At 37.1% G+C, this 12,770-nt stretch carries 12 protein-coding genes; all 12 read right to left on the bottom strand.

The genetic code is table 11. The annotated features are described in order from the left end of the window. Positions 1–103: 103 nt before the first annotated feature. Positions 104–829, bottom strand: coding sequence for a DUF5036 family protein (locus AB9N12_RS06080; protein WP_369890586.1), 726 nt, complete (start codon positions 827–829; stop codon positions 104–106). A 32-nt stretch (positions 830–861) separates the two neighbouring features. Next, on the bottom strand, positions 862–1,440 hold the full coding sequence (locus AB9N12_RS06075; RefSeq protein ID WP_369890584.1) for a hypothetical protein: 579 nt from the start codon (positions 1,438–1,440) through the stop codon (positions 862–864). A gap of 54 nt (positions 1,441–1,494) precedes the next feature. Further along, a complete protein-coding gene (locus tag AB9N12_RS06070) occupies positions 1,495–1,845 on the bottom strand; it encodes a hypothetical protein (protein ID WP_369890582.1) in 351 nt (116 codons plus the stop codon). Next, positions 1,820–2,584 (bottom strand): hypothetical protein, encoded by a 765-nt coding sequence (locus tag AB9N12_RS06065; RefSeq protein WP_369890579.1) that lies wholly within the window; start codon positions 2,582–2,584, stop codon positions 1,820–1,822. Before AB9N12_RS06065 ends, AB9N12_RS06070 begins: the two co-directional genes overlap by 26 nt. 116 nt (positions 2,585–2,700) lie before the next feature. After that, positions 2,701–4,350 carry an MAC/perforin domain-containing protein gene (locus AB9N12_RS06060; protein WP_369890577.1) on the bottom strand — a complete coding sequence of 550 codons (1,650 nt, stop codon included), beginning with the start codon at positions 4,348–4,350 and terminating at the stop codon, positions 2,701–2,703. 12 nt (positions 4,351–4,362) lie between these two features. Beyond that, positions 4,363–5,697, bottom strand: a complete 1,335-nt coding sequence (locus tag AB9N12_RS06055; protein ID WP_369890574.1) for a hypothetical protein — start codon at positions 5,695–5,697, stop codon at positions 4,363–4,365. 55 nt (positions 5,698–5,752) lie between these two features. Continuing rightward, entirely contained in the window at positions 5,753–6,130 is a 378-nt protein-coding gene (locus tag AB9N12_RS06050) for a DUF3244 domain-containing protein (RefSeq protein ID WP_369890571.1), read from the bottom strand. Between the two features lie 159 nt (positions 6,131–6,289). Further along, positions 6,290–7,984: a tetratricopeptide repeat protein gene (locus AB9N12_RS06045; RefSeq protein WP_369890569.1), complete on the bottom strand. Its 1,695-nt coding sequence runs from the start codon at positions 7,982–7,984 to the stop codon at positions 6,290–6,292. 590 nt (positions 7,985–8,574) lie between these two features. Next, on the bottom strand, positions 8,575–9,024 hold the full coding sequence (locus AB9N12_RS06040; RefSeq protein ID WP_369890567.1) for a GatB/YqeY domain-containing protein: 450 nt from the start codon (positions 9,022–9,024) through the stop codon (positions 8,575–8,577). A gap of 73 nt (positions 9,025–9,097) precedes the next feature. Next, positions 9,098–10,411 (bottom strand): cell division protein FtsZ, encoded by a 1,314-nt coding sequence (gene ftsZ, locus AB9N12_RS06035; RefSeq protein ID WP_369890565.1) that lies wholly within the window; start codon positions 10,409–10,411, stop codon positions 9,098–9,100. Positions 10,412–10,468: 57 nt separating this feature from the next. Then, a complete protein-coding gene (gene ftsA, locus AB9N12_RS06030) occupies positions 10,469–11,926 on the bottom strand; it encodes a cell division protein FtsA (RefSeq protein ID WP_369890563.1) in 1,458 nt (485 codons plus the stop codon). 84 nt (positions 11,927–12,010) lie between these two features. Continuing rightward, the gene (locus AB9N12_RS06025; RefSeq protein WP_369890561.1) at positions 12,011–12,748 is read right to left on the bottom strand and encodes a cell division protein FtsQ/DivIB; all 738 of its coding nucleotides are present in this window, start codon (positions 12,746–12,748) and stop codon (positions 12,011–12,013) included. Between the last annotated feature and the right edge of the window lie 22 nt (positions 12,749–12,770).

Here is a 12,770-nt window from a genome sequence, read left to right as displayed (position 1 = left end):
TTACATGGACATAACAACAAGATTGTTTATTTTCTTTGATTCAGAAACTAAAGAGATGTTTATTCCTCTCCTTTTCCCTTAGTTCTACTGGATAATAAAGCTCTTATTTCACATTCACTTCTACGACTGTAAAGACATTATTTGAACGGATATAAAGGTCGAATGTTCCATAAGGTCCGTTGACTATGTCAGGTGCTTTAGTTAGGGTTATTCTTAATTTGTTATTGGCAGATGTTACATTTAATCCTTTTTTTCCTGCGCTATGTTCTTTCAAGAAAAACTCTATATTTTGGGGTAATGCTAATTCAACCGTTTCACCTATGTAGTGAAGGCTTCCAATATTATACCTATATGCAGGCAGTTCATTATTGTCAGGGACAACTGGTATGTATTTTACAATTGCACCGATAGTTATGTCGCTATTTAATATTTTAGATACAACATAGGCTTGGTAATAACTTGCTTCTACTTGAATAGCACGATTACCTGACGGAAAATCTATAAGTGTATTTTTATCAAAAATCTGATAAATATGCCCCGGCGTAACCGCTACTTCGTGTGTGAGGTTGGTTAGTGAGGGTAGAATATTTGCTCCAACTCCTGCGCCATTTCCTACGTCAGAAATGAAATTAGAAGATGTGACGAAGTTATTAGCTTCATTGATATAAGTTCCTGATTGGCCTAAATAAGTTTTTCCATTGTGCTCATTAAGCATATTGAGTATGATGGTGTCTGCCGGATCATTTGGAGTGTCATCATCACTACAACTCATGAAGAATGTAATGCAAAGGGATAATAAAGAAATTCCAATAATTTTTTTCGTATTCATAATAATAAAAAATGGATTGATTAATTAATAACTTATTTTGATGCGTTACTTAGAAAAAATTTATTAATATAATAGTAAGTATCTTTCGAAGCGTTATGAAATAGCAATTGTAGTTTGTATTTCCCCTTAGGGTATTCTTTTTGAGGAGGTAAAAAGAACTTGATTTGGATGCTCTTTTGAGAAGGTATTGAATATTCAATATCATTTTTTACATAATTACTTGGATAAACGAGAGGAAGCCATGAATCATTACTTTCCTTATAGTATGAAAAGAGATCGTTCATATAAAAAATGGTATCATTTGTAATTTCAGTATTCAAGAATCCGTCTTTTGAACAAGAGTTTTGTAATAAAAAGTAGACTTTTATATTCTCATTTTTTCTTGTAATCAATTCTTTCCCTTTCATTTGTTTTTCTTCTACAATCGTTTCTCCGGGTTCGATGGAATGAATGAAATGTGCTGTGTTCATTTCATGTGAATTGAGAGAGTCGATACTATTCTCATAATCAAGGTTTATAGCGTTTCTTGAATTATTTGTTTTATTATGACAACTGATTAGCATGAATAAAACAATTCCATTGGTTATCAAAATAGATATTAATTTGAACATAAGCTAAATATGAAATGAATTGGATAAGTTACTTATCCAATCCATTGATGAATATTAGTTAAAATGAGCATTTAGTTTTGATGCTATATTATCAACCTTAACAAATATAGATGTAAAAGCTGTGCTTCCTTTATGTATGCCTATTACTTTTTTACTATTTGTCAGATATACTGGACCTCCGCTATCACCGGAAGCACTCAAATATGTAGCTTCTCCCATGTCTGTATAACTTATTCCTCCGGCATTTACATTTGCATTGGTACTCGTAATATAACCTTCAGATTGAGCTATAGTCTCTCCTAACTTGGTTACATTATCTCCTGCCCAAATATTATATTCTTCTCCGGTAAGATTTCCATTATTGGGAACGATGGAGAAATTAGTTATACCTAATGAATGCTGCATCAACAGAACCTCCTTGAATTGAAAAATCACAACTGCCGATTAGTGTGTTATTATAATATGCTGGAGCACCAGTATTATAAGCATGTCCTGCAGTAACAAAACCGTCAGTGTTAAATCTAGTAGCTCTATATCCCATTGACGCAGTGCCTTTAGGTATGCCTATAGAACTTTCTGGAGATAATGAGTGGTCTTGAAATTCTCTTGTGCATTGTTTAAATACAATTCCTGAAAAGTTCACTATTTCTGATTTAAATTCTTTTATTTCCATTTCATTAAATCTGTTAAGTTCCACCACGACATTATTCTCAAAATCATTTAGATAATAGTATTTTATATTCTTAGCAATTTGAGAATCTTTATTACTACTAATAAATGAAGTTATTTTGGTTAGAATATTATTCAACTCCGTATAAGAATAATTGCCTTGCGTATATATGACATCATTTTCGCCTATTAATCTTATAAGAGTAGCTTTGGTGCTTTCTATTTCTCCTTTAAGAAAAACAACAAGTTTACCATCCCCGTTAATATAACTTCCTCCATAATAGTCCGGATAGTCACTGGTACTTAATGAACGACTTTTTGTCATTCCAAATGATTCTAATAATCTTATGCCAGCCTCACGAGCTTTTTCATTGTTTCTTTTTACAATGTTTGGCTGTTCGTTGTTTTCTCTTTGAAGTATATCGTCTGAAGAACATGATGATACGACTAATCCGAAGAACAGTAGAATAGTCAAAGGTAAGAATAATTTTTTTCATAAGCGAATAATTTGAATTAATAAATGAAACGTATTTTACCTCTTTCTTAAAAGGATTGTCTTTTTTATTGGTGAATATCTATTAGTACTCTTCATTACAAACCGAATATTCTATATCGTTGATATAAAGTCGTCATTGAAACTGATTTTACAGGTATACTGTTTACCCAATCTAAGATTCCGTATGCATCAAGAATATAATCGTCGTCGTAGTATGCAAAACAATATAACGATGTCGGATTGTAGATATACCAAATATTGGTATTTGCATTTTTAAACTTATACATTCCAACCTCCTCTACATCGTTTATCGAAAATGATAATGTGGTTTGTAGGATAGGATTTATTACTTTATTCGGATTAGCTTTGATAGCTAGTTTATAATATTTGCTCTTTTCATTTTTTATAGCATTACTTTTTTCGGTAAAGGTTGTGGCAACACTGTTCGCTTTTAATTCTGCATCGGATTGACTTGCTGCACTTGAATTTGAGAAAATGAGCTTATCTCCTTGTCTTGTGCTTAGTACAGGTACAATATCATATAATTTCTCTCCCGAGCTACTTTTGCGGACGTATACTTTCATTATTTCTATATACGGTTCTTCAAGTTGTTCTTGGTGCTGAAAATCCATGTGGGTGTCGTTATATCTTTGCTTAAAGTTTTCTTCCAAAATAAAATCCGATATAGGATAAAGCCCGCCATCTTGGATGTCAATCATTGTATGTGTTCTTGAATCGTTTAATGATTGAAGCCAACTTGTTAAATTAATGGATGTGTTTTTAACGTCATAAGGAGGTGTTGCAACATTATATCCATAGGCTCCACCCAATGTTTTAATAGAGACGCGCAGTTCTGAAAAAGATTCGTTTGCTGTGGAAGAATTGCCATCTTTTGTTCCAATAGAGAAATCTCCTGATGCTGAGTTTTTATCCCATGAGTAGGACGCATTTATTGATTTATCCATATCACGTTCTTTACTTTTGAAATCTGTACTCTGCTTGTCAAGGCCATAGTATAAAGCCGATGCTCGTCCGCCTGTGTAGTAAGATGTTAAGACAAACTCTCCATAGCTTTGCATTAATTCAACCATTGATGAATTATAAAGGGCATCCACAAATAATTCGTCTAAATAATCTGCTGAAATTTTTTTCAGTGCACTAGGAGCGGTTTGTAGAGATATCATTGTATTGACAACCTCAACACTAAGCTCTCCATGTACTGCTTGTTCGGAATCATTGGTATTATGCTTGAAAATATCGGTTACAGTTTTCGTTCTTCCAAATTTGAATGGACCAACGTTTAGTGAGAATCCTGATTTGACTGTTTTAGTAAACGATGAAGTAGTTTCTAAGCGTTCAAAGCTAGCGTATGACATAGCTTGTGTTGAGGTTGTCCTCAACTCTTTAGCAACTCTGTATGAAGGATATCTTTCAAGTAGCTTTTCCATATTAATAATTGGAAATCTAGCATTGGAGAAATCTCCGATAATTGATGTTCCGTTTTCTATGGCATAAGAATTTCCAAGAAAATCTGTAGCATCGGTAAGTGATGCCCTAGTATTGGGTCTGGGTGCTATTTTTTTAGACCAAACTTTTGGTAGGTTTGGGTCACGTTCTTGCAAGATGATTTCTGATGTTGAATCATCCTGATTGTTTAGCGAATCAGCATAACTTATTTCGTCTTCATTGTTACATGATGCTATTGCAAACAGTATGATAAATGAAAATATAGTAGATTTTCTCATATAGGTATATTTTTAAAATATGATTGGTGATGATTGGCTTGCATTTCTGATGTTCACTTTTCCTTTTACACTTTGTTGAGTATCCAAGTTTGTCTCTTCAAAATCAACATCAGATATTTCATCTACATGAATCCTTCCGCTCCAACGTCCAGGCAATTTGGCTATTCTAGCATCTTTACCGTCTTCTTTATATTCAATTGTGGCTACATAGTCTACTGATACATCATATTCTTTAAAATAATAGGTTACTGTAAGTTTTGTACGTGGCGAAACTTTGACGGGTTCTATATGTTTTAATGTATTTTCTAATACCCTGCGTACATTGGGCTGGTATTTTGTATCAGTTGGTATACTTGCATTAGGAACAAGATCTATTTCGCCTAATGTAACTGTAGGTCGTGCAAATAGCGTATCTGAGGCTGGAACCTTAAATGCTATTCCCTTTTCTTCTTTAAAATAGGAGTCCTCTTGCACAGTCTTTTCAAATACGAGGTTTTCTCGTATAAATTGGGATGAAGAGTTTGTTATGGCTCGTTTGATAGAGACATTGTCCCTTTGGGTTACAGTTGCGGAATATGGATTGATAAATTCCAGGCTTTTCAGTGTGAATACAGCATCAGGAGTGATAGTAAATTCCTGTTGGGTTCTTTGTGTATATTGGCTGAAACCAACATTATTAGCTTGTATATCTACCACATAATTGAATACATCCCACCATGAACCACTACTTCCTTGACCAATATATAATTCATTTTGGAGGATATAAGTTCCTGGATTATTAGTAGCAGGTATAATGTCCCAAGAATCCATGGCTCCTGTAGTAGAATTACTGTTCATTGCAAGTAATATTTTTGATTCTGGATTACTAGTGTAATGTCCTACAGCTAGACGAGTTTTCGAGTAGTTTGAATAAATTAAATAGGGTATGCCGGTAATTGATGAGGGAATTTGGACATAGAATTTACCATAAGAGCCAGGATTATATCCCTCATAAGTCACTCTCTGTCCCCAACCAGTGCATGATAAATATCCACCTCCAGTGCTAAGTGTGAAGGGTAACTCTCTAATAGCCCACATGTTTCCAGAAAAATATTGGCTATAGTTACTTGAAGCTACTGATCGTGTCTTCGTTTTCTTTAGTTCATCCATCCTTTCCTTTAACGCTTTTAGCTCATCTGTCATTTTAGACAATTCATAACTTCCTAATTGAAGGCTGTCCGATTCCAATCTTGATAAGTTCAGTTTTTCTGTAGATGCCTGAATCTCATTTTCAATCTCACTTTCGCAAGAGCATAATAACAATGTGATGCAAGACACCACTAATAAGAATTTGAAAATGTTTCCCATAATTATTAGTTTTATAGAGTTTATAAAGTATGATGTTTTTATTATTTATCGTTGATTATTCAATTTCAAACTCTCCAACTAAAGTCATGTCTTCTTCTATATAAAGAAGCTTATAATGGCCAGCTTTGTAGCCTTTTAAATCAATTTTATAAGTTTTTTGCTCATTAGGAGTTATTATCACATCTTGGAACATGATATTTCCTTGTTGATCTTTTACTTGGAAAGTAACTTGATTGTCAATGTTTTCAAGAAAACGAATTTCAATAGAGTTTTCTTTTTGGATAGCTTCTATTGGAATAGGAACAAGTGCTCTTTGTGGATAATCCCATCTTTTGAGAACTAAATACTTAGATTTATGTTCTGATAGATTGTTAGCTTTCATTGTCATGAATGAAATACTAATTAATAATAGTACAATACTTAGTTTCCTCATATATTTAATTGTTTTTGCAAATTTACAGAGAGATGAGGGGGGAAGCAAGTAAAGTACGTTTTTGAACGTGGACAAATAGGGACTGAAAATCAGTTGTTTACGATTTTTTGCGTGGACATTATCTTATGCTATAGATTGTTTCTTCTGAAAACATGATTATTAGTGCATATTTTCGATTAAGTATTCATATAATGTAGCATTATTATCGGGTAATGTGATAGCTAATTTTCTTCTAAGTCTAAGGCGTCTTTTTCTTACTGAATCAACTGTTATATTTAATAATTTTGCTTCAGTGTTAGTGTCGAACCCATACATGTAAAGACAGCAATATTGAAAGTCTTGTTCTGATAAATCCGGGCATAGACGATATATGTATTTATGAAGACTTGGATAGATATGTGTTATTTCATCTGTGATAAGTTTCCATTGTTTTTCTGTTATTAATGGCTTATTATTTCTTGGTTTATTTTGGTTGGCTAGATATGTTAGTTCTTTGAATAGAGGTGAGTTCTCTAGAGATTTATTTTGTAATTCTTTGTAATTGGCAGTTAGAAGATTAATTTCTTCCCGCATTTTATTATAGTTTTCATTTTTTTCTTTAAATGTATCTAACAATCTTCTTTTCTTTTCCAGTTCTAATGAAACATAGAGTAAATTTGTTTTTATTTGATTTAATTCATCTCCTTGTCTTTGGATTTTTTTTTTCGTTTTTTTTCGATATAGGAGATACCCTATTATTATCAATAATAAGGAGGCTATGCAGATAGCTGAAACTATAATGTAGCCTTGTTGCTTAATCTTTAATTTATCTATTTCTTGACTAATTTTTAGGTGATTATATTTTGACTCTATATTTAATATTCTGGATTGGTTGTCGGCATATACAATAGAATCTAACATGTTAACATATTCTTCTAAGTTAGTAAGAGCTTCTTTATAATTTTTCTCCTCATTATAGATTTGATAATATAAATATTTAATGCTACATGTGTATTCTGGATTATCTTTTGGTATGCTAAATAATAACTTTTTAGCTTTATCTATTGAATCAGATGTAGTGTATAGGTCAATCAGCGCAATATAATTAGGCATTTTATTTTTTCCAACCAATGCTTTGAGAAAGAATTTTTCAGCTTTATCGTATTTGTCCTGCATAGAATAGATATTTCCTAAAGCATTACTTATTGATGCAGTAACGTTAATATTGCTAGTATTAGTAGCTACAGAATCAGCTATAGTTAGAATATTTAGGGCCTGTGATAATGAATCCATTTGTGCATATTCACGTCCAATATCTCTTAATGCACAAGCATAACTATCTGTATTCTTTTCTTTTTTGAAGTATTCGGCTGCAATCTCATATCTTTTGATAGCCTCTGTTCGCATGAATTTTTCTCGATATAGGTCGCCTATATAGTCATAGGTATATCCAATGAGGTTATTGAGCTTGTTTTTTTCTGCAATATCCAAAGCATTAGTATATATTGACATTGCTTTATCATAATCTCCATCTGCAAAAAAGGATCGACCTAAATAAATCAAGATTTGCACTTGTTCATCAGGACTACCATGCGAGGAATACCAGTCATAAGCTCTTTCTAATTGGTAAGTTGGTAGGATGCTATTAAAAATTTCGTCTGTAATCTTACCTGATAGCATACACCAGCGTGCAAAAGTTTTGTCGTCTAGTTTTTCAGGAGATGATATGCTTTTTAGTAGATTGGATGCGCTGTCAGGATTTATGGCAATGGCTTTTTCTACTTCATTTAGCAGTCTGTCAGATACGGATTGTTGTTTGTTGCATCCTGATAACACTAATATAGATGTTATAATTATGCCAATGTTTTTTTTCATTTGTTTGTTGTGGTTTAGTTTTGTTGCAAAAGTAATCATTTTCTTTATTTCGTGTCTTTTGATAGGAGATTATTTTAATTTGAGGGATGAAGATTATTAATGTTCGTCATCATACATGATCTTTATTTCAAATATAGCTTTCACCTCTTTTCTTTCAGTACGGAAATGGATTAAACTTATCCTCCGCTTGGCTTTCATTATATATTTCCTTTTTCCCATATATTGTGGGAAAAGGTTCCCAGTTAATTGGGAGAGTATTCCCTCATTTTGTGGGAACAAATTCCCTAAATATATGGGAATACTTTCCCATAATATAATGGGACAATCAGAACGAATGCTTATCTTGAACCAAGAAAAGGGATGGTATCTGACTATGAGAAAACCATAAGGCAGTTTATTTCAATCTTGCAAAAAATGCGGTGAATCGGGTGGAACCTATGTGAAAGGCAGCCCTTCACCCGAAATCCTTTTATTCATTGATGTTTCAGAGTGGTGAAGGTGGTGAATGCCGTATTTAAAGAAAGTTGCAGATGTGTGTAAGATAAAATATCTTGCACACATCTGCAACGGTATCGTGAAAGTTCCGGAAGTTATCCCAAAAGTTCTTTTACTTTTGCAGAAATGGCACGTCCTTCTGCAAGTCCTGCCAACTTCTTGGAGGCAACTCCCATTACCTTACCCATATCTTTACCGCTCGTAGCACCTGTCTCTGCGATAATTTCCTTCAATGCGGCTTCCAGTTCTTCGGCAGTCATTTGTTTCGGCAGGTATTTTTCCATAACGGCTACCTGCCCCAATTCTACATCAGCCAAATCCTGACGCCCCTGTCCGATATAGATTTCAGCAGAATCTTTGCCTTGTTTTACAAGTTTTTGGATAATCTTCAGAGCAGCATCATCCGTCAGTGTATCGTTAGCTCCCGGAGCGGTTTTGGCTTCAAGGAAGAACTTCTTTATATTTCTCAAAGTTTCAAGGGCTACTTTATCTTTCGCCTTCATTGCGTTTTTAATGTCTTCGCTGACTTGATCGAATAAATCCATACTATTATAATTAAAAATTAAAGATTAAAAATTAGATCTGAAGCCTGATTCTGCGAGTCTATAATTTTTGTTCTTAAGAGAATGTAATCACACCGTTGTTATCCGTAGCATCTTCCGTAGCGATTTCCTCTTCTAATGCGGCTTTCGTCCGGATTCTGGTGAGAGTTGTCTTATCACGCATATACGTAGGAGAATCTTCTACCATGGCTATGATATCGTCGTTGTCCAAATCTTCCGTGTTGAAAAGATAGATGTGGCGGCGTTTGCGGAGGTTTTTGCTTCCGATATTGCTGGCGCTTTCGCCGTATGCCTTGCGGATGCGTTCTTTGTTCTTCTCTTTTTCCTCCTCCAGTTGCAGTTGGCGTTCTTCCTCTTCCTGGCTGCGGGCAGCATGCAGGCTGTCCATTCCGGGGACGTCTTCTACACCGAATCCGGTTGCTAATACGGTGATCTTTACTTTTGTATCCAGCGAGTTGTCGATGGCAACCCCCCAGATCACTTCCACTCCTTCACGGAATTTGCTCATGAACTCGTGTATCTCGTTCATCTCCTCCATCATCAGCTCGGATGACGGGCAGAAAGAAACATTCAACATAACCTTTTTAGCGTTGAAAATATCGTTGTTGTTGAGCAGTGGAGAGTGCAGTGCATCGTCGATTGCTTTTGTCACACGATTTTCTCCTTCACCGAATCCGGTACTCATGATAGCCACTCCGCCATCTTTTAGGATGGTCTTCACATCAGCAAAGTCGAGGTTAACCGTACCACGCATGGTGATAATCTCGGCAATGCTCTTGGCTGCGATGGAAAGAGTGTCATCAGCTTTACCGAAAGCATTCATAAAGGTTAGGTCGGCATATATTTCGCGCAGGCGTTCGTTATTGATAACCAATAGGGCATCAACATGCTGGGCGATACGTTCTACACCGTCCAGTGCCTGTATGATTTTCTTTTCTCCTTCGAAGATAAAGGGGATGGTGACGATGCCGACCGTCAGAATATCCATTTCCTTTGCAATGCGAGCGATGACCGGTGCAGCTCCTGTTCCGGTTCCTCCTCCCATTCCGGCAGTGATGAATACCATCTTGGTGCCATCGTTCAGTTGGTTTCTGATATCTTCTATACTCTCTTCGGCAGCATCGCGTGCCCGTTCGGGACGGTTGCCGGCTCCAAGTCCTTGTGTGATGCTACGGCCCAATTGCAGTTTCACCGGGACAGGTGATTCGGCCAATGCCTGGTTGTCCGTGTTGCAAAGAACGAACGTTACATCATGGATGCCTTCCCGATACATGTGGTTTACAGCGTTACCACCACCACCACCTACACCAATCACTTTGATGATCTTCGGTGAATCTGTCGGGAAATCGAATTGTACTATCTCGTCCATATCTTGATTGAATTATGAATTACGAATGATGAATATTGATTAACAAGCCGATGACGGTTACTTCATATCGTCGTCGGAAAAGATTTCTTGCGTCAACGAGGCGATCTTGCGCTGAATCCAGCTCGGACCGGCTTCTCTTTTTTGTCTTTCCTTCTCTTCCTTTTCCTTTTGCTTGCGAAGTTTTTCCGCTTCTTTGGCAGCCAACTTGGCTTCACGCTCTTCTTCCTCTTTCTTGAGGCGGGCGAGGCGGGTCTGTTCCTTCAGTTCCTGATCGTCTTCAAATATATCTGCCGTCTTATGCACTTCCGGCTCCGGTTTGGAGACTGACGGTGTAGGTGCAGCAGTTTGTGGAGCGGTTTCTATCAGGCAACAGTTTTGGTTTCCTTCAAATAGGAGACCGAACAATGTGTTCTGTGAACCGTCTTTTCTTAGTATATTGCCGGGTGCATGAACCGTATTACGTGGAAGTTTCGCCATCCGTATCTTCTCTATCTTGCTGCGTTTGCGCAAGGTCTTGTCCAAGTTTTTCAGGTTGGCGGCTCCTCCTGTCAGGATAAGTCCTGCCAGCAGTTTGTCTTCGTAGCCGGATAGCTGAATCTGGTTCCATACGTTGGCAACGATTTCTTCGGCACGGGCTTCGATGATATTATTAAGATCTGCCACTTTGATGATACGGTTATCATCATCCAGTTTGCAAGTAGCTTCTTTCTCTTGTTCGGGGTCTTCTTCGTAAAGGACGTCACCATAGGCTTTTTTCAGGCGTTCGGCTTCTTCTTCCTCCATTTGCAGGGTGGTGATGTCACGTGTGATGCTATTGCCTCCCAACGGCAATACGGTGAGGAAGCGGAGAATGTTATTCTTATATACAGAGATAGTAGTCGTATCGGCTCCGAAGTCGATCAGTGCACAACCTGAACGGCGTTCGCTTTCTGTCAGTACGGCGTTAGCTGTTACTAACGGGGCGATCAACTGGTCGGCAATGTCGATTTTAGCCTGCTGGAAACAATGTTCCAGGTTCTTGCGCACGGAAGCACGGGCAACGATATTGAGAAAACGTCCTTCGATGTGGCTTCCGACCAGACCTACCGGATTGGCTTGCAGGTTATTGCCTACTTTATATTCTTGTGGAGCTACATCCAATATATCCATATCGACCACCGGGACGGCAATGTTCTCATCACCGATAGCGCTAACAAGCTCTTCGGATATGATAGCTTCTTCCTCCAGGTCACGGCTTACTACATTGCGGACGGTGCGGAGTGATTGTCCGCCGATGCCTACATATACCTTGGCAATTGAGTTTTTCAACTCACCTTCCAGTCTGTTGATGATTGAAGTCAGGCTTTGCGCCGTTTTGTCCAGATTGAAAATAACTCCTTTACGAATGAACGTAGAAGAGTCTTCTTGGGCATAGGCTAATACCTGCATGCTTCCGTCACTGTTCTTTCTTCCGGCCACACCGGTTATCTTCGATGAACCAAGTTCAATAGCGGCGATAAATTCTGTTGTTGCCATATATATTTATTTACGATTTACAATTGAAAAAAGATTGTTCACTCATCATCTTTCAACTATCTATTATCAACTATCATTTATTATCTATTCTCGTTTAGTGCAGATAATCTGGTTATTGAATTCGAGATTGATGCGCGAATATTTATTCCAGCCTACCCGATTAAGTCCTTTCTTGTAGAACTCTTTCAAACGTGCCAGTTTATCTTCAAAGTTTTCCAGTTTTCCGAGATAGACGAGATGGTTTCCCACACGCGGCACCAATTCGATGCTTTGGTCGGGCAACACGTGAATCTGTTCTATCTGGGCATCCCAGAATTTATTATTATGCAAAAATACACCAAACTTATATAAATCCCTCATTGCAAACGACTTTTCTACGTTTCCGGTGACAATTACCCGGTGAGCGACGCATTTTGCTTCCGGTGGCATGACAGTTCCTTTGTTGTCAAGGTAGTAATTCTGACCGTTGGAACTCATCACCCGAAGAATAGGAATACGTTGTGTCACTTCCACGCATACTTTGCCGCTGGGTGTTTTGTAACATTCGGTTTCGTCAATCAATGGATGTTTGCTTAGTTCCCGCTCCAGTGACTTGGTAGAGATGCGCTCCATCTTCTTCCCGATGGGGTAGATCCCTTTGTGCTGAAGGATACCTTTCAGCTCTTCTTTGGTGATGAAGCCGGCGTATGCGGTATCTTTGATAACCAATTCCATGTCACGGCAGGTCTGGTCGGCAGGCTTGCGGTTGAATGCGGTGATAGCTACGGTGAGGTAGGCTATAAGCACCAGCATGACGATGGATAGAAGAATTCTTTTAATCATAATTAAAAATTAAAGATTAAAA

The organism is Bacteroides sp. AN502(2024), assembly GCF_041227145.1.
In the GTDB taxonomy this organism is placed as follows: domain Bacteria; phylum Bacteroidota; class Bacteroidia; order Bacteroidales; family Bacteroidaceae; genus Bacteroides.
Note: the sequence above shows the minus strand (reverse complement) of the source record. Positions and strands in the feature narration are given on the sequence as shown.